We start from the raw sequence: 23,992 nt of genomic DNA, 5'->3' as shown, positions 1-23,992 counted from the left end.
ATTGGGTCAATCACTATAACCGGGAGCGCCGTCATGGCAGTATTGGAAACTTACCGCCGGTATCTCGAATACCTAAACTTTGTGAACAACGTGCTTAGCATCCACAGCTAGGCGAGGCAAAATCAGGTATATTCAAATACATCGACGTATTTTATAACCGCGTCCGCAGGCACTCTGCGCCAGGCTATATCAGCCCGGCAGAGTTTGAGCGCAAAAGCGCATAACCCAGAGTCTACTTTTCGTGGATAGGACCAGTTTAATTTTGATAGTCTCAGACTCCAGTATGGATATGAACTTATATACTAATTGATTAAACCTTCGTATTTTAGCAATAGGAATCAACAGATGTCTTTTAATTTTATAGTTCAAAAAATAGATAAAAATAGTGCTGAAGAGGCTGCAAACTTAGTAGTAGCCGTGTTCAATGAAAGAGAACCCTTAGCACATTTGAATTCATCTGATCCGAAGGAGTTTGCTGAATACATTCTCTATTTATCACATAAGTGTGCTGAGGAAAGTCTTGGATTTGTAGCCAGGGACGTCAATTCAAATAAAATCATTGGTGCAATTTTATCATCTGATTTGTCTGAAACAGTCAATTCTGAAGGCTCTAATAGTGAAGTGCATAACAACCCAATAGCTGCGTTAATTGATTCGTTAAACAGCGCGTATTTTACTAGAGGCGAGTTAGAAGAAAACACCTATTTAAATATAAAATTCATTGCAACTGACTCTAACTTCAAGGGCAAGGGAGTTGTTATGGAACTTATTTCAACCTGCATAAAAGAAGCGAAAGTCAAAGGCTTTAAATATGCGCAAGCTGAAGCCACAGGAAATATATCCCAGCATATTTTCATTAACAAGCTAGGATTTGACGAAAAAGCCAGCATTAAATACAGCGAGTTCGATGTAGATGGCGAAAAACCCTTTTCATCTATCACTGAGCATGAGGGCATTAAGCTTTTAATCAAAAGCATTTAAGAAAAGAGGCTTACTACGAGAAGGCTATTAGCTTACCTTCGTACTTTGCAACAGTGTGAAGCAGTATCGCCCCTTCGGAGCTGGGCGCGCTAATCACGCGCCGCTGTTTGAGGCGTTAATGGCAGCTTTAGGTCGAAAACAGAGCTTGCCTGTTTACTCATTGATAAACAGCTACAGGCTCTCCCAGGGAGTCGTAATCCGGTTCAACTCCCAGGCCTATCCCATCAATAGTGTACAGCTTGCCATCCTTAACCTGAGGGCCAGGCAGTCCGGTTCTCTCGATATTGTACGAATAGAGATCCGTGGTATTTAACAGAAACTCCTCGGGGGTTGAAGCGGCGAAGTGGGCCACCACAGACGTTGCAATCTCACCGCCCCAGGTATCTTCAGAAACAACCTTGATGCGATGGTCGATCAGGTAATCCCGCATCTTCTTCGCCTTCGACAAGCCACCCTGTTTTGAGAGTTTCAGGCAGACATATTCGCAGGCCATATCCTGCACCGCCCTTTCCGCCATGCGCAGGTCGACGATACATTCATCCAGTTTCATCGGCTGCTCAAACGCAGCACGAACCTGGTAGCACTCCTCATAGCTATGGCAGGGTTGCTCGATAATATAATCCAGCCCCCTGGTGGCGCGGCCGACCTTAATAGCTTCATCCATATACCAGCCCTGATTAGCATCGGCTATCGCTTTCTCCCCCGGTTGCAGATAGGAAGTTACGGCATGGATACGCTCGATATCGCTCTTCCAGTCATTGCCTACTTTGATCTGGAACTGGCGATAGCCCTGTTGCCTCAGGGCCTCTACATTGCTTTCGATATCTTCGAGATCGCACTGGGGCACAGACCGGTACATGGGGGCACCCTCAACCATTTTTCCCCCCAGCAACATCCATAAAGGCTGTTCGATACTCTTACCGAAAATATCCCAACACGCGGCATCAAAGGGCGCTTTAGCATAGCCGTGGCCCAGGATCGTATTATCCATAATCCGCTCGATCTTACCGATCTCACGCGGGTCCTGGCCTAATAGCCGAGGTGCAATCAGTCTGGCTGCGGCTTCCGTGCCCTCACCGTGAGCGACCATATAGTTCTCTCCGCAGGGGCAGAACTCACCGACACCCGTCAATCCGGAATCAGTCTCCAGCACAACAACAGTGGAAGAACTTGATTCGATAACATTGCCCCGGCCCCAGGCAAAGACACCATTTTTGTACCTGAGCTCTTTCCTGAAGACACTGATTTTATTTATTTTCATTTGTGCTCCACCTACAGAGGGATTCAGAGAGTTTCACCGGCGCTGAATGCCTGGCCTTTGGGAATATCGCGGTACTCAATAAAGACCTGGGAGGCGGAAAGACCTGCCCCTTCAACAATGGCCCGGGAGACAGCATTCATAACCGCTGACTTCTGCTGCATGGTTCTGCCTTCCAGTGCAGCCACAGATGCGATGATGACATTTCCCTGCGCCGGACTAACAATCCGATTCCCCTCGACAAAGGTTCCATGGGGCTGGTTCTCGAACAAAGCCCAACAATAATCCGCGGGTATGGCCAAAGCCTCGGATGCGTAGCTTGTTATTTTATTAAGGATATTTTCAACTTTAATTTCACTGTTGAAACATCCCTGAACCCTGATAGTCGGCATTATGGAACTCCCAATAAGGTTTTTATTTTTTTAACAGATTCTGATCGATAAAGTCGTAGTCAAAGCTAAACCCTAAACCCGGTGCTTCCGGCATAGAAATATAGCCATTCTCGACCTGCATCTTTTCTTTATATAAAGGAGCAAACCAGTCGACATGTTCAACCGAAATGCAGTTAGCTGCGGAACCTGCAATACTCAGGCTCTGCTCGGTAAAGATATGGGTCGAAATGGGAATGTTGTAGGCGGATGCCAGTGCCGCTGTTTTCCTGAATTCACTCAGGCCGCCGATGCGCTGCAGGTCCGGCATCAGGATATCCACCGCCCGGCTATCGAGGATAGTTTTCATGCCGAAGCGGGTGTAATCGGTTTCACCGCTAGCCAGCGGGATATTGATCGCTTCCAGTATCCGGGCATGCCCGGCCAGGTCATGGGCGGGAACCGGTTCTTCCAGCCAGCCGATATTCAGATCTTCCAACTGGCGTGCCAGAGCGATCGCCTGGCGCGGTGTCAGTGACTGGTTAGCATCGGTCAGGATCTCAATATCATCACCGATCGCCTGGCGCAGGGCCCTGGCACGGGCAATATCCTCTTGCGGCTTTTCCTTACCCAGGCGCAGTTTCATAGAACGGAATCCCTGGGCGATAAAGCCATGAGCCTCCTCGATCAACTCATCGGTCGTGGCGGACAGCCACAGGCCGCTGCTGGCATAGGCCTTTACCTTGTCCCGGCAGGCTCCGAACAGCTGATACAGTGGCATCGCGGCCTGTTTGCCAATCAGGTCCCAGAGCGCGGTATCGATTGCCGAGATGGCCGAGATAGAGACCCCTTTCTGGCCAACCGGATTACAATCTGTCCACATCTGCTCCCAGATCCTTTCCACATAGCGCGGATCCTGGCCGATCAGGAACTGGGTCAGGCTGGCGATCATCGCTTCGAAAACGGTCAGGCGATCCCGGTTAAGGGCGAACACATAGTTTTCACCGACCAGGCCGCTATCAGTTTCTATCCGGATCACAACGACACCGACCGACTCAGTACGATGTATCGCTGTAATCAATGGTTTCTGCAGGGGGATCTCAACCTTCAGGGTTTGTACATTGGTAATCTTCACGCGCACTCCTGTCCATAATCAGACAGATCTCAAAAATTGCTCAATTCTTTTCAGGACAAGAACGGACCAGATCCGCCGGGTCATATTGAGTTATCTCTTCAGACCTGTAGCTATTAACTATTCCCTCATCCTAGAGCAGCGAAAATCACAACTGAAATTTAATTATGTTAACGACTTTTAAAATTTAATTTATACCTCGCAAGCGCTGCTCTATCGGTAAGCCTGAGCCACTAAAAATACAGGCATCACACCCCCTCATAAATTTTATTTAAGTTCTTTGCAACAACTATAAATTTAACAATCGACCTTGCCCCGCTCTAGTATCGGAAACATAAGAATTTCGATCACAGCCATCGAAAGTTCTGAACCTAAAGCCGATGCCAAAGGCCGTCGCTTAACCTGAAAAATAACAATGAAGGGCAACACCTATGAAAAAAACTGTTCTGGCAATTACCAGTATCCTTGCGGGCGCTTCTCTGTTCTCCACCACCGCACAGGCAAGCTGCGGCGAAATCAGTATCAGTGAGATGAACTGGTCGTCCGGACAGGTGGTAACGTCTGTCTCCAAGTTCCTGCTAGAACAGGGTTACGGTTGCTCTGTACAGGTGGTGCCAACCTCCACCGTGCCATCCGTGACCTCTGTTGCTGAAACCGGCAAACCGGATATTGTCACTGAGCTGTGGCTGAACTCACTGCCGCTCTACAAAGAACTCGAAGCACAGGGCAAGGTGATTACAGCAGCCAATGTACTGTCTGATGGCGGCCAGGATTCCTGGTGGATTCCTAAGTACCTGGCTGACAAACACCCTGAACTTAAAACTCTGGAAGGCGTGCTGGCTAACCCGGAACTGGTGGGTGGACGCTTCCATAACTACCCGGACGGCTGGGGTAGCCGGATTAAGAATGACAATCTGATCAAAGCCTTTGATTTCCAGGGGCACAAGATGGCGGTGTTCAACCACGGTTCCGGAGAAACCCTGGCGGCGTCCATTGCAGCTGCCTATAACGCTCAAGAGCCATGGTTTGGCTCCTATTGGGCACCAACCTCGGTACTGGGTAAGTATGAGATGGTGGCCGTGGATATGGGTGAATACGATGACAAGGCGCACAGCTGCATCACCTCCAAAGACTGTGCTAACCCTCAAAAGACTTCGCTTCCGGCGACCACAGTTATTACCGCAGTTACCACTGATCTGGCTAAACGGGAACCGGAAATCCTGGAGCTGATGAAAAACATCACCTTCTCCAATGCCGAGATGGGTCAGTTGCTGGCCTGGCAGGAAGCGAATAAAGCCTCTTCCGAAGAGACCGCAGTGCACTTCATCACCACCCAGCAGGATACCTGGACTGGCTGGATCAACGATGACGCCCGCAAGAAGCTCTCTGCGCTGTGGCAATAATCCGCTGGCTTCGGGGACTAACCCGCTCCCGAAGCATTCCCTCGCGTATTGGCGACATAGATTGCTGAAAGCTCAGCATCTTTTTATACGACACCGATACAAAACTGAGCCCGGTAAACCATCGGGCTATGAATAAGAAACAGGAACCTGACGATGGCATTCTATGATTCATTATTCGATTCGCTGGGGTTACGTGAATGGTGTGGCGCCGGAGATAAAGGCGGCCCGATGACCATGGCGGAGCTGCTGGCGAAAAGCAAAGGTACAACGGCTACTGAAGAGACCTCTGCCCTGACCCTGCCCTTTCCATCACTGGATAACCTGCATGCGGCCTGCGAAGCGATTCCCCGCACCCGGGATATGACCAGCGGAGTAGAGAATTTTTTCCTCAGTATCAAGAGCAGCCTGCAGTTTGTACTGGATCCCCTGACCCAGCCCCTGAGCTGGCTGCTGGATGGCTCGATCTGGCTGTTTATTGCGATGCCCTGGTGGCTGTTGATCGGTATCACACTGGTTGCGGTGTACTGGATTACCCGCTCCCGGGCTTCAACAATACTGGTCGCCGTTACCTGGCTGTTTCTGGCCTTTATCGACCACTACGACTACGCCGTCCAGACGATGGCAATCATCTTTATCTGTACCGGCTTAAGTGTCCTTTTCGGGGTGCCTATAGGTATAGCGATGTCCAAGAATGACCGGCTTCAGAAAGCGGTCATCCCGGTGCTGGATATGTTGCAGACACTGCCGTCCTTTGTCTATCTGATCCCGTTGATCTTCCTGTTCAGCGTCACCGAATCCAAGCTCTACGGCATCGCTATCATCCTCTACGCCATCGTGCCGGTGATCCGCCTGACCGACCTGGGGATCCGCCTGGTGGACCAGGACATTATTGAGGCGGCCAACGCCTTCGGTATGACAGCTCGCCAGAAACTGCTCAGTGTCGAACTGCCGCTGGCACTGCCCAATATCATGGCCGGGGTAAACCAGACCATCATGATGTCGCTGGCGATGGTGGTCATCGCCTCCCTGGTATCTGCGCCGGGGCTGGGCGTTCTGGTCCTGCGCGGTATCAATAACCTTGAGCTGGGTGTCGGTCTGGTTTCCGGCTTCTGTATCGTAATCCTGGCGATCCTGCTGGACCGGGTCAGCAAAGCGACCCTGGCCCGGGTCGATGTATCTCAAGACTCCTGAGGTGACGAGTATGACTGCTAACGTAAAAGTCTCTATCAAGAATCTGTACAAGATCTTCGGCCCGGCTCCGGAATCGGTTCTGGAGCATGCTAAGAACGGGGTAGATAAGGCCTCGCTGCTGGACCAACACGGCCATGTGCTGGGCCTGAAGGATATCAATATCGATATGAAAGACGGCGAGATTACGGTGATTATGGGCCTGTCAGGCTCCGGTAAATCGACCCTGATCCGCCACTTCAACCGCCTGATCGAGCCCACCGATGGCCAGATCCTGATCGATGGCGTCGATGTGATGACCCTGTCAGCGGATGACCTGCGCAAAATGCGTCAGGCGGATATGTCGATGGTATTCCAGAAGTTTGCCCTGCTGCCCCATAAGACAGTGCTGGAGAACGCCGGTACTGCCCTGCGGGTACGGGGCTTTAAAGCTGAGGAAGCTGACGTCGAAGCCCGCAAGTGGCTGGACCGGGTTGGCCTGGCGGGATTTGAGGATCACTACCCCCACCAGCTGTCGGGTGGTATGCAGCAACGGGTGGGTATCGCCCGTGCCCTGACCTCCAACTCTGCGGTGATGCTGATGGATGAAGCTTTCTCGGCCCTGGACCCTCTGATCCGCACCGATATGCAGGACCTGTTGCTGGAACTGCAGAAAGAGCTGCACAAGACCATCATCTTTATCAGCCACGACCTGGATGAAGCCCTGAAACTGGCGGACCACCTAGTGATCCTCAAGGATGGTGAGGTGATACAGCAGGGTGAACCCCAGAACATCCTGCTCAACCCGTCGGATCCCTATATCGAAGACTTTGTCAGCGATATCAACCGGTCAAGGGTACTGCGGGTACGCTCGGTGATGCAGCCTCTGAAGGAGGCAGCTTCGAGCACTGCCGGCAATGTGGATTACAACGACACCCTGGAAGATGTTATCAGCCATTCCGATGGCGACACCACCAAGGTTTATCTGGTTATGCACGAGGGTGAACCGGTCGGCACCCTCTGCATGAAGGACCTGGTCAGGGCACTGGTACCCCGGGTGCCATCCGAGGAAAGCATCCGCAGCTAGCGGGATGCAGCATAAGCAATGCTATTTATTTAAACGGCAACTAATAATAAGGCTAATAAAGAATGCAAATTTCACTTGAAGGTAAACGAGTAATGATCACCGCCGGTGGTGCCGGTATGGGGCGGGCCACGGCCATTGCGATGCATAAGCTGGGTGCGGCTGTTTTCACCTGTGACCTTGATGAATCAGGCCTGTCTTCACTGCCGGACGGTATCACCACCTTTGTCTGTGACGTGTCTGATCCGGCTGCAGTGGATGCCATGTTCGACCAGATCCTGCCTGGCGGGCTGGACATTATGGTTAACAATGCCGGTATCGGCGGACCGACCAAACCGGTTGAAGAGGTCAGCAATGAGGAGTGGCAGCAGTGTATGAGTGTCTGTATCGATTCTCAGTTTTACTGCACCCGCCGCGTCGTTCCGGTATTTAAGGCACAGCAGAGCGGCGTCATTATCAATCTGGTCTCCGCTGCCGGTATCCTTGGTTTTCCTAATCGCAGCCCTTATGTGGCGGCAAAATGGGCGGTCAGCGGCTTTACCAAGTCGATGGCGATGGAGCTGGGGCCCGACAATATCCGCGTCAACGGCATAGTGCCGGGCAACGTGAACGGTGACCGTATGGAGCGGGTGATCCAGGCCCATGCCGAGGCAGAGGATATCGATCCACAGGAGGTACGCCGCCTCTATGCCATCGGCACCTCGATGCAGTGCTATGTCGATCCGGAAGAGATCGCCGATATGATCTGCTTCCTCAGCTCCGACTACGGCCGCCATGTCTCCGGCCAGATCGTCGGCGTCGACGGCTTTACCGAAACCCTCTATCCCAGAACCTGATTCACGCAGGCACGGCTGCCGGGCAGGTCAGCCGTACCCTTTAGCAATGCGCTATTCAGGCCCCCGGGAGTTTCCTTGACTGCGAGACTCTCGGGCACCCAGCAACGAAAACACCGGCAAACAACGTCGCCTTAATGCCCCCGCACCTCTTCCCTGGCAACCGCCTGGATCCACTCGGCAAAGGCCAGGACTTCGGACCTTTGCAGCGCCTCCTCCGTCACCACCAGATCGTAGCCAATCTCCGGCATTGCCCTCTCCTGAAAGGGCCGGGTCAGCAACCCGGACTGGAACAAGCCACTGACGATTGGCTCACTGACCAGGATAACCCCCTGACCGGCAATCGCGGCCTGCAGCGCCTGACTGTACTCGCTGAAATGAAGGCCCTGATTGGATGCGAGACCTTGCGTATTGAAGTGCGCCAGCCAGTTCTCCCAGACAAACCATTGCCGGCTGGTTTTTGCTGCCTCAAGTTGCGTGGTATCCCAGTGGATCAGGGCGGTCGTCAGCAGGGATGCAAGTCCCTCCTCGCTGGCGATTTCAGCCGCAACAGCGGGACTGCAGGCCGGAATGATCACATCATCAAACAGCCGAAAATGCTGCAAGCGTCCATCACCCTGCACACCGTAGCGGATAGCGATATCGACATTACTCTTTTCCAGCTCGACCAGTTGTGCCGATGAATCGATCAGTACGCTGATATCCGGATGCCGCGCCCTGAACTGGGCCAGCTTCGGTACCAGCCAGGCACTGGAAAAAGAGGGCTCGACCGTAATGATCAGCTGTCTTGAGCCCTGATACTCCCTCATCTTAGTGACGGAGGACTTCATGCTCTTCATCGCCAGGCGCAGATCGTCGAGCCCCGCCTCACCGGTGGCCGTCAATATCAATCCCCTGCCCTGACGTTTCAGCAACGGCGCTCCGATGGAGGCTTCCAGCCGCGCCACCAGCTGCTTAACGGCAGCCGGCGTCACCCGAAGCTCCTCCGCGGCGGCATGGTAATTAAGGTGCCGGGCTACGGCTTCGAAGGCTCTGAGTGCGTTTAGTGACGGCAGTGACTGGCTCATAGAAATAGTTAGAAAATATAAATAGTGACGCCATATTAAGTGAATTCCGCCGCCACCTTAAGGGCTATAGAATCCGGATTTATGACTAACCCAACAGCAAAAGCTGCGGGCATGTTTATTAATAATTTATAAATCCACCACTATTAAGGCGATAAAGAATGTTGCTAACAGCTCCCAGTGCCAGAACCGCATCGGCTGTCGTCTTTTTCTCGGCTGCCGTTTGGGGAACCTATTGGATCCCCCTCCGCTATCTGGAGGAACAGGGCCTGGCCGGCACCAGCGCCGTGGCCCTGCTTGCCCTGCCTGCCATCCTACCCTTACTGATGCTGGTGCTACTGCGCTGGCGTGATCACCGGGGCTATATGAGGACCGCACTGGCGATCGGTTTCTTTACCGGCATGGGCATCGCACTCTATTCCTCCGGAGTGCTGTTTTCCTCCGTGGTGCGGGCGACGCTGCTGTTTTATCTGACCCCAGCCTGGGCAACGCTGATCGAGGTGTTCTGGCTGAAAGAACGAGCGGGCTGGTTACGCTGGTTAGCCATCATCGGCGGCTTTACCGGCATGAGCTTATTGCTATCAGGTCATGGCTCGGTGCAACTGAACATCGGCGACCTGCTTGCCCTGCTCTCCGGAATCTTCTGGGCGATCGGCAGCGCCATGATCAAACGTTATGACCGGGTTCCCCTGCCTGGAATCACCCTGTGCCAGTTCAGCTTTACCGCGCTCGGCGCCATACTGATCGGCTATATGGCCCAGCCAGGATCGCTACTCACGCTGGAGCAATCCCTGCCACTGCTTCCGGTCAGCACGCTGGTATCGGTCGGCATGCTGCTGCCGACCCTTTTCGCCATATTCTGGGCACAGAAATTCATCTATCCCGGCCGGGCCAGCCTGCTGATGATGTCGGAGGTATTGATTGCGGTGCTTTCGGCTTCGTTACTGCTGCCAGAAGAGCGCATGACACTGATGGAATGGTGCGGTGCCCTTTTGATTGTCACGGCCTGCCTGGCCGAGGTTATCACCAGTAATGAGTCGACGACTGTGACAGGCCAGCCGCTGGATAACCAAGCACCCTCCTAGCGCGGGTCTCACGCCAGCCAGGGTCGACCAGGGGCCGGATAGCGCCCCTTCAGGCTTGCCCCGGGTCAGCTCTCTTGAGGTTGCCAACGGATGCTCAGGACCTGATAGCCCGCGGATGGACCTTAAGGCTCGGCGTTCTTCCGATTTGAGATATGCAGCTCCAGCTCATGGGCGAAACAGTTGACGGCTTCACTGGATTCCCCCGGGCTACGGTGCATCTCAACTTCGATCTCACCCAGCTCCGGCAACATCTGTGGAAAGTCCAGCACCTGCCATTCATCCTTAACCAATGAGCCTGCGACGGCGGAGACGGCCAGACCATTGCTGATCGCAATATCGAAACCTGTCACCCCCTGGCACTCGAAGGCCAGATACCACTCCTGCCCCAGCTGGTTCAGGCCATCAACGATGCGACGCCGGTAATCACAGCCAGGCTGGTAGAGCGCCAGCGGTATCGGCGCGGCCGGATCCAGCTCGTAATCAGCGGCGGCCACCCAGACGATCTTCTCCTTACGCAATATGTCGCCACCGGCTTCCCGGGATGAACGGGTTACCAGAATCAGGTCCAGGTCACCTTCATGCAGGCTTTGGAATAGCTTGGGACTGGGGTCATTCTTGATCTGCAGGCGAATTTTCGGGAAGCGCTGAATAAAGGTACGAATTACATCCTGCATAAAGGCGCGGGCATAGCCGTCAGGGACACCAAAGCGCACCACCCCCTGTATCTCGTCATCACTGATGGCGTGATAGGCCTCTTCGGCCAGGCTGAGGATCTTACGGGCATAGGACAATAAGACTTCACCCTCCCGGGTCAGACTTATCTTATTGTAGGAACGGTTAAGCAGCTGCTTGCCGGTTGTCTCTTCCAGCTTTTTTAGCTGGATACTGATAGCGGCCTGAGTGCGGTGCAGCGATGCGGCAGCCTTGGTTATACTGCCGGCATCGACTATCGCCACAAAGGTCGCCAACTGACTGAAGTCCAACCGTTTCATACCGGATTCCTACCTGATCACTTTGATTCCCTTGGAGCTTACGACTTTCAATTGCTATCTGCTATGCCTATCCAGCCCCTATCGAAAATTTGCGTGCCTACATCCTGGCTGCCTCATTCCCACCAGCATCCCGGTCGCCTTTAACTACACTGAAGTGAGGCGGCAACGGAGGTGATCCTTATGCGCTGGCTTCTCAAGCTGTTTAATAATCTGGAAAGTTACCTGTGTCGCGCCCTGCTGGCAGGCTTTGTATTGCTGCTGTTTATGCAGATAGTGTCACGACAGCTGTTCGGCTACTCGTTCAGCTGGACGGAGGAGCTGTCAGTATACATGTTCGTCTGGTTTGTCTATCTGGGGGCCAGTTATGCAGCCAAGCTGTCAGCTCATAACCGGGTGACTTTTCAGCTGAAGTGGCTGCCGCCCAAGGCCTTTATTGCGCTGGAGGTAATCACCGACCTGATCTGGCTGGCATTTAACTGCAGCTTTATCTGGCTGAGTTACGACTTTGTTTTTAACCGGATGAACCTGTTCTGGAAGTCGCAGACGCTGGGCATTCCGATGAAGTATATCTATATGATCCTGCCGTTCGCCTTCCTGCTGATGTCGATCAGGATTCTACAGGTGAACTATGTGCGGATAGTGAAGGGAGTTGATGTCCAGGATCCGGAATCAGAGGAGATGGATAAGATTATTTCTGAAGAGAAAGCCCGCCAACAAAAATGATCGGCGGGCTGCAGTCCGCTTACTCTGCCGCTTTGTCGTTGCGGCAAAGGTAGGCGTATCCGGTGGTGAAAGCGTTCTCCTGGAACTGCTTCAGGCCAGTGCCCTTAAAGTTCACTGGCAGCGGGGTATGTTTCAGCTGGTCTTTGACATCGGTTGGTGACATCAGGTCGACCTGTACACCTTCCACCAGCTGAATAGCCGCTTCTAGCTTGAAGCCTACTGCGCCACCGGCAAACTTACCTTTGTGGGCACGCTTGCGGATAACAACCCGGTCAATTTTGTAGTCCTGCATCAGTTTTGCGAAGGTAAACTGAAAATCCCGCAACTGCTCTACGCTGTCGGCATCGTTGATGCTCAGCTTCCTTACACGGCAGTCTGGCAGATCAAACAGACCGAACTCAAAATTCAACAGCGTGATAACGGCATCGTTACCTTTTAGTTCAACACCACAAACTTTCATTTTGCCACCCATTTATAACCAAGCGCGCCATTATACGGGAGGCTATGGTCTGCCGCGACCGAATACTGCACTTTCCCTGAGCGGACGGCGCTTATCTGCATGAGGTTGCTGTATTTAACCTCTCCGGTAATGCAGCGTTCCCGCTTCCAGCCGTTGCGTGAGCACCGGGTTCAGAGAGGATTGCATTCTTCCCGCCGCCATAGCAACGGCAGCAATAGCGCTGGCTGGCCGACATAATTTACGATTCGGCCAAGTGGCGCGCTATACGGATTCTCCGTATGAATATTATTTTGCCGACGACAGGCTGCGCAGCTGAAAAACCGATTCCAGCGGCATCAGGGTCAGCTTACCGGTACAGAAGGCACCGGTATCGATATGCAACACATTCCCCAGCAGCACAGGGCGCTCAACAGGGGTATGCCCGACCACTACCAGATCAATGTTCCGGCAGCTGGTGGTTTTCTCCTGCCAGACCCCCTCCCGTGACCAGAGCAGTCGCTGGGTATCGGCAAAATTATCCGCTCCCCACTCACTCCCCGGTTCGGCGTGAACGATACCCAGGCGGCCCCAGGGCGTATCGACCTCGATGGCCAGCGGCAGTAGCTCATCCAGCCGCTCGGCCAGCGCTTTCAGGGTAGCCCGGTCCCACTCACTGCTCCAGCCGCCGCCGTTAAACAGCCACAGCTGGTAGAGGACTTCGTCATCCCGGCTTAAGGCATTGATCATCATCTGCTCATGGTTTCCGCGCACGGCATAAAACCAGTCTTCACCCAGCAGGCTGATGCAGGCCAGCGAATCCGGGCCCCGGTCGATCAGATCTCCGACGGCAAACAGACGGTCATGTTTGCGGTCAAAGTCCACCCTTTCCAGCTCCCGGATTAAGAGCTGGTAATAACCGTGGATATCTCCGACCACAAAGTCCCGTCCATAGCTGTTGGATTCGGCCTGCAGTAGCATCATGTGTATATAGACCTGTGCTGCCTGAATATACTCCCTATAGTTTAGTCGGCTGCCTGCGGCGAGAGTTAAGCATAGAAGGGTTGGGGACGGATAAGAGTCACCGCCGGGGAAGATCAGCCCTGATGGCAGAAGGCATCAGGGCTGTGACGGTAATTTAGCAACCAGAGGGGCTTAGCGAGCGCGCATTTTCTCTATATAGCGGGACAGGTGTTCCAGCTTCTCCGGATCATTGTCGGCAAAATACACTTTAATATTCAGAAAGTTGCAATCCGGGCGCGGCTCATGTGCTTCTATCGAGCGGATAAATCCGTTCATACGGGCAACACTGCTGCCACCCACCTGCTCAATATCCACTACCGCCTGCTCCAGAATCACCGGTAAGCTGGACTCGCGCTTGATAGCGACTTCGACCTGCTGCAGGGTGAGATCTTTTACCGCACATTTATAGCTGGCGCTACCAATACGCAACTGCGCCAGTCCCTTGGGCTTTTTGGCCGTTTTTTTCGCGGCATCAGGTTCCTTCGCCAGCATCTGAGCGGCGCGGCGGCGTGCGGTAGAGTCAGTTTCACCGCCTTTCTCCAGCCATTTGTTGATCTTCTCAACCAGCTGCTGGGCTTCAAAGGGCTTACCAATATAATCGTTTACCCCGGCCTGCACGGCCTTAAGGACAAAATCACGCTCGCCCCGACTGGTTACCATCAGATAGGGTGTTTTCTGGTAAGCGGGCTGCTGACGGGTCCATTGCAGTAGTTCAAGGCCGGACATGCCCGGCATCTCCCAGTCGCACAGGATGATGTCATAACGGTTCTGGGTGAGAAGTTTTCGTCCGGCTTCGCCATCTTCAGCGGCATGTACCTCTGCCCCCTGAACGGCCGTCGTGACGATTTTAGTGACATGTTCACGTATAAAGCGGGCGTCATCGACTATCAATACTCTCGGCGCTGCCATCAACTGCCCCTGTCAATTCAAATACTTAAGTGATAGTTGAAAACAGCTTACCACGGCAGCAAAAAAATCCTAATCAGATTTTCCCACAATTACCTAAGCCATTGAGCTGAGCCAAAGCAGCGCTAATCAGGCTCCCGGATGCCGGGCACCAGAGTCCGGTGATTAAAAGCGGCACCAAATCCCGCCAGATAGATATGGGCGTGGGTACGGGTCACCCTGCGCAGTACCGCTTCCTGCTTGCCATAGATCTCGACCGCGATGGCATGCCGGCCGTGACGCACCACTTTAAGAAAGGCATTAAACTTTGTCCGTACACGTTTCAGGCCGATAAAACTCCCTTCCCAGACGGAAAAGACCAGCACCGCCAGCGCAATCAGCAGAAACGGACTCCAGCCGAGCTGCTCCACGGCACCACCCCACCAGCACAGCCAGAGCAGCAACAGGCTAAGCACCAGACCGATCAGGCCACCGCGCAGCGTGCCCCGCACCACTTCCTTCTGCTGCCACATGGCTCCGTGCTCCATCTGCTGCTTCTCATGGAAGATCTCGGCAGCATCCAGGTGATGGATCTGCTGATGGGGAATACCGGATGCTTCCAGCTCCCGTTCAGCGGCTTCCAGTTCGCTCAGATTATCACTGACAAAATAGAATCGTTTCATGGTGAACTCCGCATACACCGGAAAGAAGCTGACGGCGGAGTCAGAAACAGCGAGCAATACGCCCCGTTTAATCGTAAAATCTCCGCCCCGGCCCGGGCTCAGCCCGTCATCAGCTCCAACGGCAAACCGCCACTCAATACGGAAACATCTGCTCCATGACGCAACCACAACCTCGCGATAACCACCTGCTGAAAGGCTACCTGTTCGCTATAGGTGCAACACTTATCTGGTCGGGTAACTTTATTATAGCCAAGGGGCTGAGTGACCAGATTCCACCGATCGGGCTGGCTTTCTGGCGCTGGGTCGTGGCGTTTCTGGGGCTTCTGCCATTTGTGATTGGCGGCATGGCGGGACGGTTGCAGATTATGCGCAAGCATTTTCTCTATCTGTCAGCCGTGGCGATCACGGGTGTCAGCGTCTTTAACACCCTGATCTATATCGGTGGCCATACCACCACGGCGATTAACCTGTCGCTGATGGCGATATCAGCACCGATGTTTATGATCCTGCTGGCGCGATTCTGTTTTGGCGAGAAGATCACCCCGCGCAAGGCACTCGGCACCCTGGTGACCGCCAGCGGCGTGGTGGTGCTGGTGACAGGCGGATCGGTCGAGACCCTGTTGCATCTGAATTTCGCCCGGGGTGATCTCTGGGTACTGATCTCGGCGATCTGTTTCGCGGTCTATACCATGTTGATCCGCATCAAGCCCGCTGAAATCACCGGATCGACCCTGCTGTTTGCCAGCTTTTTGCTGGGGCTGCTGTACCTGACGCCTTTTTATATCTGGGAGCACTTCACTCAGGAGGCGGTGCACTTTACCGAAAACACCTCGGCCGCCATTCTCTATATCGGCCTCGGTGCTTCACTGATCTCCTACCACCTGTGGAACAACGCCGTGGCGATACTGGGGCCGACCAAGCCGGGGCTGCTGTACTACCTGGTACCGCTATTTGCCAGTTTTTCGGCGTGGCTGTTTCTGGGCGAGTCGATCACGCTGGTACATGTCACCAGTCTGTCATTGATTATCGGCGGCATATTGCTGGCTAACCGCTAGCAGATCCCGGTCTGCAGCGGCTGACAAGCCGTTTCAGGCCGAAATAACCTCTGTCGCCGTATCTCCGGCCGCTTGCGACATCAGGCCACCGGGGTCCGGATAGCTTTCGGTCAGAATATCGAGGATAGCCAGGCCCTGAAACTGCCTGACGACATCACTCTGACAACTAAAGCTGAGGGGTTCGCCCTCTCCGTCAACAACCCGGAAACGTTTCTGCTCTTCATTCTCTACTGCTACCTGATAGCTGCCGGATTCCAGCGCCAGCACAACCAACCGGGAGGCATCACAATAGCCCCACAAAATCGCTTCCAAGGTTACCGTCATAAATTTCAGTTCCATTGATTATTTTTCTTCTGCATCTGTGACATCCGACTGCACCCTAGCCTTCGCCAGGCTCGGCGTCACCCTCTATCACCTTTACCCTGCCCAGATCCCAGATCTGCTCTGATGCCTCCTGAAGGCTGCCATACACCAGTCGCTCGCCCTGATCATCCGAGACCGTAAAGCGATTACCATCACAGGTTTCCACTTCCAATATCACTCTTTCCGGTGCCGCCACCCGGGCAAATACGCATTGCACATAACTGCGGTGCGCTCTGATCTCGGTGAGCGGAACAGTCATAATGTCTTACCTCTGTATTCACATCAGGAAAAAGCATAGAAGAGCTTTTTGCTACGCGCTAATACATTTGGCCGATTCCACGCAGCCAGGACGGCAGCAGCAGATTCCCTTGTCCGCTTCAGGCCGCTACACTGTGCAACCCGTTTAAACACAATAATTTACTGGAGTACACAATGACCTCTCTGGCAGCATTTCTGGAAGGGATTGGTTCTGACAGCACGCTGGATTTTGAAGATTGCATGCAGGTCATCAGCGATCATTACGTTTATAGCCAAACCGGATTTCAGAATGGTGACCTGCGCAATGAAGCGGGCCAGAATGAAGGCAGCTGTAAGATCTTTGCATTTGCCCAGCTCAACAACCTGAATAAAGACAAGACCCTCGCCTGCTTTGGCCGTTTCTATCAGGACGTGCTGAATACGCCAGAAGGCAATGACCACGGTAATATCCGCAACTTTATTAACACCGGCTGGGATGGTATTGCTTTCGATTCCGCCGCCCTGACCGCCAGGTAAAGCCACGCACCTATAGCGTTGGGACTGTCGCTTTTGCGACAGTCCGCCTGCCAGATACGCCCGCCCCCCTTTTTGGCCCCTTGCCTGGCCGTTAAAATTGCCCTTTTTACCCGGAGTCTGCAGATGCAATACAGGATTCTCACCGGCGCGGCGATTGGCCCCTACATCGACAACCTGGCTCAGTTGCGAATCCGGGTATTTCACGAGTATCCCTACCTGTACGAGGGGTCTCTGGCCTACGAACGGCAGTACCTGAAGACCTATGCGGCTTCGGCAGACAGCTTGTTTGTACTGGCACTGGATAAAGACAAGGTAGTAGGCGCAGCCACCGGGATTCCGATGGCCGATGAAACCAGTGAATTTAAGCAGCCATTTCTGCAACAGGGGATCGACCCGGAAAAGGTGTTCTACTTCGGTGAATCAGTCCTGTTACCCGAGTATCGCGGCCGGGGCATCGGCGTACGCTTCTTTCAGGAACGGGAACGCTATGCCCGCCTACTGCAGCGCTTTGAGCTATGTTGCTTTTGCGCCATCGAACGCCCGGACAATCACCCGCTGCGCCCGGCTGACTATTCCCCGCTGAATCAGTTCTGGCGCAACCGTGGCTATGTCCACCATCCCGAACTTCGCACAGAGTATAGCTGGCAGGAGATCGGTGAAAGCGAAGAGTCGGCTAAGCCGATGTCATTCTGGATAAAGGCAATCTGATGGAAAAAATACGTATCGCCGCCGCTCAATACGCAATCGAACTGTTCGAGCACTGGTCAGATTATGAAGCACATCTGCGCCAACTGGTCGGCCGGGCAACGGCTGACGACGCAAACCTGCTGCTTCTGCCGGAGTACTCGGCGATGACCCTGACCGGTCAGCTGCCGACCGCTGTGCGCAGCGACCTGCACCTGTCGATCCGTCAGATGCAGCCGTTGATCGATAGATGGCTGCAACTGTGTGAGTCACTGGCGCAAGAGCACCAGATCTGGTTTTGCCCCGGCACCGCTCCGGTGCTGGACAGCGATGGTCGCTTCCGTAACCGCAGCTGGATGTTTGGCCCTCAGGGGTTGCTGGGCACTCAGGACAAGCTGATTATGACCCGCTTTGAACGGGAGCAGTGGCATATAGATTCCGGCCAGGGATTGCAGTTGTTTGACCTTCCCTTTGGCCGTCTCGGCATTCAGATCTGTTACGACAATGAGTTCCCGCACTTTGCCCGTCAGCTGACTGAAGCGGGGGCCGACCTGATTCTCTCGCCCAGTTGCACCGATACCCGGGCCGGCTATTACCGGGTGCGCAGGGGATGTCAGGCCCGGGCGTTGGAAAACCAGATCGCCATGGTCCAGTCTCCCACCACAGGCCTGGCCGAATGGTCACCGGCTGTCGATGAAAATATCGGCCGCGCCGGGGTATTTGTGCCACCGGACTACGGAATGCCAAGTGACGGCGTACTCGCTGAAAGCCCGCTGGAGCACAGCAACGAAAGCCACTGGCTGATGACCGAGCTGAATCTGGCCGAGCTGCGCAGCGTCAGAGAACAGGGACAGGTACTGACACGTCGCGACTGGCCAGAGCAGTTTGATGGCCGGGCTGAATTAAAACCGGCGGTCGCAGGCAGCGCATAATTGAGCCGGCGAATAAGCCGTGTTTTTCTGCATAGAAATCCCGAACTTATTCGCCGACACTTAAATCAAGGCCTCATAGTTTCAGCACCATCTGTACAACGGATTACCCGGATACTGGCCGTGATTTAAACGCATCCGGGGGAGAAATCCCGCCTCTTTCCAGTCGCAGCCGGATACGGGACTGAGCATAGCGGCACCTAAATCCTTACAATAAAAGCGTCTTTATCTTTACGAGTATTTAATTCCGCAACAATCGCCGTAAAAGCCTGAGATTAATTTCACAAATCAGTTTCGTTTAGTTTTGCTAAACCATCATAAACCCACCTCAGTGGCTAAAAACAGATCAGATCTGGCCATTTCTGCACTGTCGCCCCCTGTATTGGCCGTCTACCGCGCCACAATTCCAGATCGATAGCCAGCCCTAAAAAGCAGCAAAACGCTTCGATAATGCCCCTTATATGGGCACATTGTCAGAGAAACCCTACAGCAATCAAATTCCACAAGCTGCACGAGTACGTACTAGTACGTAGACCAATTACGGATTAGTACGCAAAACCGCTAAGTACTATTTCCGCTTGTTTAAAAAGCAGCTGTCGTAAAGACTTATTCAACAATCCGGATGTCTGTTATTGCAGATTTCTGGTACAGGAATTGCTCTCATCACAATTAGCAGGATTGCTCAGTTCGCCGGAAATACAGAGGGAAGGCTCTCCTGGATTAAAAGCGATCTGAATAAACTTGAAGTAACCAAATCGAACAACAATAAAATCTCTCGAAAGAGAAGAGGAAACTTCTGATGATGAAGAAAACGCTCGTTGCTACTGCTGTAGTTGCTACCTCCATTGCCGCTTCCGTTAGCGCGGCTACCCTGGACTCCGTTAAGGAGCGCGGCTTCTTGCAGTGTGGCGTCAGCACAGGTCTGCCAGGCTTCTCTAACCCGGATGACAAAGGCAACTGGACTGGCCTCGATGTAGACGTCTGCCGTGCGGTTGCGGCCGCTGCGCTGGGTGATGCCACCAAAGTTAAATACATTCCGCTGACCGCTAAAGAGCGCTTTACCGCACTTCAGTCCGGTGAAATCGATGTACTGTCCCGTAACACCACCTGGACCCAGACCCGTGACAGCCAGCTGGGCCTCAACTTCGCCGGCGTCAACTACTACGACGGCCAGGGCTTCATGGTCAGCAAAGAGCTGGGCGTGAAAAGCGCCAAAGAGCTAGACGGTGCGGCGGTATGTATCCAGGCCGGTACCACTACCGAGCTGAACCTGGCTGACTATTTCCGCCTTAACGGCATGAGCTACACCCCGGTGGTATTCGATACCTCCGACCAGACCGTTAAAGGCTTCGATGCCGGTCGCTGTGACGTTCTGACCTCCGACCAGTCTCAGCTGTACGCCCTGCGTATCAAGCTGTCCAACCCGAACGGTGCCATGGTGCTGCCGGAAGTGATCTCTAAGGAGCCGCTGGGTCCTGTGGTCGCCCAGGGTGACGACCAGTGGTTCAACGTCGTGAAATGGTCCCTGTTTGCCATGCTGAACGCGGAAGAGATGGGCATCACCTCGGCCAATGTCGACGGCATGAAAAAAGACTCCAAGAACCCGAACGTACGCCGCCTGCTGGGCCTGGAAGGTCCTCGCGGTAAAGGCCTGGGTCTGAATGATGACTGGGGCTACCAGGTGGTTAAGCAGGTTGGTAACTACGGCGAAGCATTCGACCGTAACGTAGGCGCTGGCTCTCCGCTGAAGGTTTCCCGTGGCATCAACGCTCTGTGGAGCGACGGCGGCCTGCAGTACGCGCCACCAATGCGCTAATCAATTCTGATAACAATTCTTTCTGATGTGCTCACAGGTGCCTCCCCTATAGGCACCTTTCACAGAGCCGTTTAGTTGCAACGGCTCTGTACCCTTTTCCCTATGTTCTATTGCTGTGGAGATTGATATGTCATCCGGCATTTCAGATCCGGAACAGACGCCAAAGTCCGCGGACCAAGGCACCAAGTTCTGGAACGATCCCGCTAAGCGGGCACTGCTGTTTCAGGGAATACTGATCTTAACGCTGGGTCTTTTTCTCTCTGAAATTATTTCAAACACGCTGCACAACCTTGAACAGCGCGGTATTACCACCGGATTTGATTTTCTCGGCGTCGAAGCCGGTTTTGGCATCATTCAGTCACTGATCCCTTACAGCGAAGTCGACAGTTACGGCACAACCTTTATTGTCGGCTTGCTGAATACAGTACTGGTGTCCGTACTGGGCATCGTGGCGGCGACTTTCCTCGGCTTTATCCTCGGTGTTGCCCGTCTGTCCGACAACTGGCTGATCAGCCGCCTGGCTGCGACCTACATCGAGATATTCCGTAATATCCCGCTGCTGCTGCAGATCTTCTTCTGGTACTTCGCCGTGCTGAGGGCCCTGCCGTCACCGCGCCAGAGTCTGGAAGCATTCGGTGGCTTCCTCAACGTACGCGGCCTTTACCTGCCAGAACCCATCGCACAGGACGGCTTTGGTGTGGTGACCGGCACCTTTATCGTCGGCATCATCGCCACCATTCTGGTGAAGCGCTGGGCTGATAAGCGCCGCGATGATACCGGGCAGGATTTCCCGACCGGCAAAGCCGGGCTTGGCCTGATTCTGGCCCTGCCGCTGGCGGTGTTCTTTGTGATGGGCATGCCGATCGAGATGGAATACCCGGCCCTGAAAGGTTTTAACTTCCGCGGCGGTATGACCATCATTCCCGAGCTGATGGCGCTGTGGCTGGCTCTGACCATCTATACAGCCGCCTTTATCGCCGAGATCGTACGTGCCGGTATCATGGCCGTGCCTAAAGGCCAGCTGGAAGCCGCGTCCGCACTGGGCATGCCGGTGGGACGTACACTACGCCTGATCATCATTCCCCAGGCATTGCGCGTGATCATTCCGCCACTGACCAGTCAGTACCTTAACCTCACCAAGAACTCCTCGCTGGCCACGGCGATCGGCTATCCGGATCTGGTATCCGTCTTTGCCGGCACCACGCTGAACCAGACCGGTCAGGCGATCGAGGTAATCTTTATGACCATGGCCGTCTACCTGACACTGAGCTTGCTCACATCCATGTTCATGAACTGGTACAACAACCGCACAGCGCTGATCGAACGCTAGGGAGGCAGTTATGAAATATGAAGCACAACCTGCGCTGCCACCACCGGCCAGTACGGTCGGGATCGTCGGCTGGATGCGCAAGAATTTGTTTAACGGACCATGGAACTCCATCGCCACGCTGGTGATCGGCTACATCCTGTGGCTGACGCTGATCCCGGCCCTGCAGTGGGCACTGATTGATGCGGACTGGTGGGGCGACAGCCGCGAGGCCTGCACCAATGGCGGCGCCTGCTGGGTGTTCGTGACCAACCGTCTGGACCAGTTCCTGTACGGCTTCTATCCGCTGGAAGAGACCTGCGTATCGACCTGACCTTCTTCATGTTTGTCGGTCTGGTCGCCTGGCTGGTGATTAAGAACCTGCCATACAAGGGCCTCGTGGCGGCACTGACGCTGTTCGTGTTCCCGGTGGTCGCGTTCTTCCTGCTCTACGGCGGTGCCTTCGGCCTGGTCGAGGTGGAAACACACAAATGGGGTGGCATGAGCCTGACCCTGATCCTCGCCGTGGTCGGTATCGTGGCCTCGCTGCCATTCGGTGTCGCGCTGGCACTGGGCCGCCGCTCGGATATGCCGATCGTACGTTCGTTGTCGATCATCTACATCGAGTTCTGGCGTGGCGTTCCGCTGATTACCGTGCTGTTTATGGCCTCGGTCATGCTGCCGCTGTTTGTGCCGGAGGAGATCTCCTTCGACAAACTGCTGCGCGCCCTGATCGGTATCGTCATGTTCCAGTCGGCCTATATGGCGGAGGTGGTGCGTGGCGGCCTGCAGGCGATCCCTAAGGGCCAGTATGAAGCGGCCGATGCCCTGGGCCTCGGCTATTGGAAGAAGATGGTACTGATCATCCTGCCTCAGGCACTGAAGCTGATGATTCCGGGCATTGTGAACACCTTTATCGCACTGTTTAAAGATACCTCCCTGGTACTGATTATCGGTCTGTTCGACCTGCTGGCCATTGTGCAGGCAGCACTGAACGATCCGGAGTGGCTGGGTTACTCCACCGAAGGTTATATCTTCGTTGCACTGATGTTCTGGGTGTTCTGTTTTGGCATGTCACGCTACAGCCTGCACCTGGAAAAACTCTTACACACTGGCCACGGCAGCCGTACCTGATTATTGGAGAGCGAATTGATGTCTGATTCCAACGAAGCAATTGCACAGGAAACCATGGTGGAACTGCGTAACCTCAATAAGTGGTACGGCGAGTTTCATGTCCTGAAAAACATCAACCTCAGTGTTAAGAAAGGCGAGCGAATCGTTATCTGTGGTCCGTCCGGGTCCGGTAAGTCCACCATGATCCGCTGCATCAACCGTCTGGAAGAACACCAGCAGGGCGAGATTCTGGTGAACGGCACCCAGCTGACCGAAGACCTGAAGAAGATCGAGGCGATCCGCCGCGATGTCGGCATGGTGTTCCAGCACTTCAACCTGTTCCCGCACCTGACGGTGCTGGAGAACTGCGCCCTGGCACCGATCTGGGTGAAGAAAGTACCGCGCAAGGAAGCCGAAGCAACCGCGATGAAGTTTCTGGAGCGTGTGCGCATCCCCGATCAGGCCCTGAAATACCCGGGCCAGCTCTCCGGTGGTCAGCAGCAGCGAGTGGCAATCGCCCGCTCGCTCTGCATGAACCCGGACGTGATGCTGTTTGACGAACCGACCTCGGCCCTCGACCCTGAGATGATCAAAGAGGTACTGGACGTCATGGTCGAACTGGCGCAGGAAGGGATGACCATGCTCTGCGTAACCCACGAAATGGGCTTCGCCAAAACCGTGGCAGACCGCGTGATCTTTATGGATGGCGGCCAGATCATCGAGGAAAACAATCCTCACGAATTCTTCGACAACCCGCAGCATGAGCGAACTCAGCTGTTCCTGTCGCAGATACTGCAGCACTGATACCTAAGCTCGAAACGTTCGACCCGGGTGA

At 54.1% G+C, this 23,992-nt stretch carries 25 protein-coding genes and 2 pseudogenes; 16 read left to right on the top strand and 11 right to left on the bottom strand.

Features of this window, described 5'->3' with window-relative positions; genetic code table 11:
* Positions 1–113: 113 nt before the first annotated feature.
* Together Q354_RS28215 and Q354_RS0109235 are read left to right on the top strand one after the other, a co-directional pair.
* Positions 114–224 (top strand): annotated as a pseudogene (locus tag Q354_RS28215) (IS3 family transposase); the annotation flags it as partial.
* 121 nt (positions 225–345) lie between these two features.
* Positions 346–981, top strand: a complete 636-nt coding sequence (locus Q354_RS0109235) for a GNAT family N-acetyltransferase (protein ID WP_027857355.1) — start codon at positions 346–348, stop codon at positions 979–981.
* Positions 982–1,138: 157 nt separating this feature from the next.
* Here Q354_RS0109235 and Q354_RS0109230 read toward each other — a convergent pair whose 3' ends face one another.
* Genes Q354_RS0109230 through Q354_RS0109220 form a run of 3 tightly spaced genes read right to left on the bottom strand, consistent with a single transcriptional unit; the run spans position 1,139 to position 3,742 of the window.
* Positions 1,139–2,242 carry a mandelate racemase/muconate lactonizing enzyme family protein gene (locus tag Q354_RS0109230; RefSeq protein WP_027857354.1) on the bottom strand — a complete coding sequence of 368 codons (1,104 nt, stop codon included), beginning with the start codon at positions 2,240–2,242 and terminating at the stop codon, positions 1,139–1,141.
* Between the two features lie 23 nt (positions 2,243–2,265).
* Positions 2,266–2,631 carry a tautomerase family protein gene (locus Q354_RS25205; protein WP_036229115.1) on the bottom strand — a complete coding sequence of 122 codons (366 nt, stop codon included), beginning with the start codon at positions 2,629–2,631 and terminating at the stop codon, positions 2,266–2,268.
* A 22-nt stretch (positions 2,632–2,653) separates the two neighbouring features.
* Positions 2,654–3,742 (bottom strand): mandelate racemase/muconate lactonizing enzyme family protein, encoded by a 1,089-nt coding sequence (locus Q354_RS0109220; RefSeq protein ID WP_027857353.1) that lies wholly within the window; start codon positions 3,740–3,742, stop codon positions 2,654–2,656.
* 428 nt (positions 3,743–4,170) lie between these two features.
* Between Q354_RS0109220 and Q354_RS0109215 the strand changes: the two genes are divergently transcribed.
* The 4 genes from Q354_RS0109215 (at position 4,171) to Q354_RS0109200 (ending at position 8,229) form a co-directional block, all read left to right on the top strand.
* Entirely contained in the window at positions 4,171–5,142 is a 972-nt protein-coding gene (locus Q354_RS0109215) for a glycine betaine ABC transporter substrate-binding protein (RefSeq protein WP_027857352.1), read from the top strand.
* A gap of 153 nt (positions 5,143–5,295) precedes the next feature.
* Positions 5,296–6,333 carry an ABC transporter permease gene (locus Q354_RS0109210; RefSeq protein WP_027857351.1) on the top strand — a complete coding sequence of 346 codons (1,038 nt, stop codon included), beginning with the start codon at positions 5,296–5,298 and terminating at the stop codon, positions 6,331–6,333.
* A 10-nt stretch (positions 6,334–6,343) separates the two neighbouring features.
* Complete coding sequence (locus tag Q354_RS0109205; RefSeq protein ID WP_027857350.1) at positions 6,344–7,396, top strand: quaternary amine ABC transporter ATP-binding protein; 1,053 nt, start codon at positions 6,344–6,346, stop codon at positions 7,394–7,396.
* 62 nt (positions 7,397–7,458) lie between these two features.
* Positions 7,459–8,229 (top strand): SDR family oxidoreductase, encoded by a 771-nt coding sequence (locus Q354_RS0109200; protein ID WP_027857349.1) that lies wholly within the window; start codon positions 7,459–7,461, stop codon positions 8,227–8,229.
* Between the two features lie 131 nt (positions 8,230–8,360).
* Here the strand turns inward: Q354_RS0109200 and Q354_RS27325 are convergent, their stop codons facing one another.
* Positions 8,361–9,293, bottom strand: coding sequence for a LysR substrate-binding domain-containing protein (locus tag Q354_RS27325; RefSeq protein ID WP_027857348.1), 933 nt, complete (start codon positions 9,291–9,293; stop codon positions 8,361–8,363).
* A gap of 158 nt (positions 9,294–9,451) precedes the next feature.
* Here Q354_RS27325 and Q354_RS25195 point away from each other — a divergent pair, with 158 nt between their 5' ends.
* On the top strand, positions 9,452–10,375 hold the full coding sequence (locus Q354_RS25195) for a DMT family transporter (protein ID WP_051560010.1): 924 nt from the start codon (positions 9,452–9,454) through the stop codon (positions 10,373–10,375).
* Positions 10,376–10,497: 122 nt separating this feature from the next.
* Here the strand turns inward: Q354_RS25195 and Q354_RS0109185 are convergent, their stop codons facing one another.
* Complete coding sequence (locus tag Q354_RS0109185; protein ID WP_027857347.1) at positions 10,498–11,367, bottom strand: LysR family transcriptional regulator; 870 nt, start codon at positions 11,365–11,367, stop codon at positions 10,498–10,500.
* A 180-nt stretch (positions 11,368–11,547) separates the two neighbouring features.
* On the opposite strand from Q354_RS0109185, the gene Q354_RS0109180 reads away from it, so the two are divergent.
* Positions 11,548–12,090, top strand: a complete 543-nt coding sequence (locus Q354_RS0109180) for a TRAP transporter small permease (RefSeq protein ID WP_036229110.1) — start codon at positions 11,548–11,550, stop codon at positions 12,088–12,090.
* A 19-nt stretch (positions 12,091–12,109) separates the two neighbouring features.
* Here Q354_RS0109180 and Q354_RS0109175 read toward each other — a convergent pair whose 3' ends face one another.
* The 4 genes from Q354_RS0109175 to Q354_RS0109160 form a co-directional block, all read right to left on the bottom strand.
* Positions 12,110–12,550, bottom strand: coding sequence for a DUF3010 family protein (locus Q354_RS0109175; RefSeq protein ID WP_027857345.1), 441 nt, complete (start codon positions 12,548–12,550; stop codon positions 12,110–12,112).
* A gap of 285 nt (positions 12,551–12,835) precedes the next feature.
* The gene (locus tag Q354_RS25190; protein ID WP_036229107.1) at positions 12,836–13,510 is read right to left on the bottom strand and encodes a metallophosphoesterase; all 675 of its coding nucleotides are present in this window, start codon (positions 13,508–13,510) and stop codon (positions 12,836–12,838) included.
* Positions 13,511–13,681: 171 nt separating this feature from the next.
* Positions 13,682–14,458 (bottom strand): response regulator, encoded by a 777-nt coding sequence (locus Q354_RS0109165; protein ID WP_027857344.1) that lies wholly within the window; start codon positions 14,456–14,458, stop codon positions 13,682–13,684.
* 122 nt (positions 14,459–14,580) lie between these two features.
* Positions 14,581–15,117, bottom strand: coding sequence for a hypothetical protein (locus tag Q354_RS0109160; protein ID WP_027857343.1), 537 nt, complete (start codon positions 15,115–15,117; stop codon positions 14,581–14,583).
* Between the two features lie 155 nt (positions 15,118–15,272).
* Here Q354_RS0109160 and Q354_RS0109155 point away from each other — a divergent pair, with 155 nt between their 5' ends.
* Positions 15,273–16,172, top strand: coding sequence for a DMT family transporter (locus Q354_RS0109155; RefSeq protein ID WP_051560009.1), 900 nt, complete (start codon positions 15,273–15,275; stop codon positions 16,170–16,172).
* Positions 16,173–16,205: 33 nt separating this feature from the next.
* On the opposite strand, the gene Q354_RS0109150 is transcribed toward Q354_RS0109155, so the two are convergent.
* Together Q354_RS0109150 and Q354_RS0109145 are read right to left on the bottom strand one after the other, a co-directional pair.
* On the bottom strand, positions 16,206–16,511 hold the full coding sequence (locus Q354_RS0109150) for a DUF6482 family protein (RefSeq protein WP_027857341.1): 306 nt from the start codon (positions 16,509–16,511) through the stop codon (positions 16,206–16,208).
* Positions 16,512–16,551: 40 nt separating this feature from the next.
* A complete protein-coding gene (locus tag Q354_RS0109145; protein ID WP_027857340.1) occupies positions 16,552–16,794 on the bottom strand; it encodes a hypothetical protein in 243 nt (80 codons plus the stop codon).
* Positions 16,795–16,967: 173 nt separating this feature from the next.
* On the opposite strand from Q354_RS0109145, the gene Q354_RS0109140 reads away from it, so the two are divergent.
* The 7 genes and pseudogenes from Q354_RS0109140 (at position 16,968) to Q354_RS0109110 (ending at position 23,961) form a co-directional block, all read left to right on the top strand.
* A complete protein-coding gene (locus Q354_RS0109140; RefSeq protein WP_051560008.1) occupies positions 16,968–17,309 on the top strand; it encodes a HopJ type III effector protein in 342 nt (113 codons plus the stop codon).
* 123 nt (positions 17,310–17,432) lie between these two features.
* Positions 17,433–18,017: a GNAT family N-acetyltransferase gene (locus Q354_RS0109135; RefSeq protein ID WP_027857338.1), complete on the top strand. Its 585-nt coding sequence runs from the start codon at positions 17,433–17,435 to the stop codon at positions 18,015–18,017.
* Positions 18,017–18,925, top strand: a complete 909-nt coding sequence (locus Q354_RS0109130) for a carbon-nitrogen hydrolase family protein (RefSeq protein ID WP_027857337.1) — start codon at positions 18,017–18,019, stop codon at positions 18,923–18,925. Before Q354_RS0109135 ends, Q354_RS0109130 begins: the two co-directional genes overlap by 1 nt.
* A 799-nt stretch (positions 18,926–19,724) precedes the next feature.
* Positions 19,725–20,738 (top strand): amino acid ABC transporter substrate-binding protein, encoded by a 1,014-nt coding sequence (locus Q354_RS0109125; RefSeq protein WP_027857336.1) that lies wholly within the window; start codon positions 19,725–19,727, stop codon positions 20,736–20,738.
* A 127-nt stretch (positions 20,739–20,865) separates the two neighbouring features.
* On the top strand, positions 20,866–22,068 hold the full coding sequence (locus tag Q354_RS0109120; RefSeq protein WP_051560007.1) for an amino acid ABC transporter permease: 1,203 nt from the start codon (positions 20,866–20,868) through the stop codon (positions 22,066–22,068).
* A 10-nt stretch (positions 22,069–22,078) separates the two neighbouring features.
* Positions 22,079–23,178: pseudogene (locus Q354_RS25185) on the top strand (amino acid ABC transporter permease).
* Between the two features lie 18 nt (positions 23,179–23,196).
* Entirely contained in the window at positions 23,197–23,961 is a 765-nt protein-coding gene (locus Q354_RS0109110; protein WP_027857334.1) for an amino acid ABC transporter ATP-binding protein, read from the top strand.
* Positions 23,962–23,992 lie beyond the last annotated feature (31 nt).

This window comes from Marinobacterium jannaschii DSM 6295 (assembly GCF_000620085.1).
Classification (GTDB): Bacteria; Pseudomonadota; Gammaproteobacteria; order Pseudomonadales; family Balneatricaceae; genus Pontibacterium; species Pontibacterium jannaschii.
The sequence above is the reverse complement of the archived record's forward strand: the minus strand, read 5'-3'. Positions and strand labels throughout refer to the sequence as shown.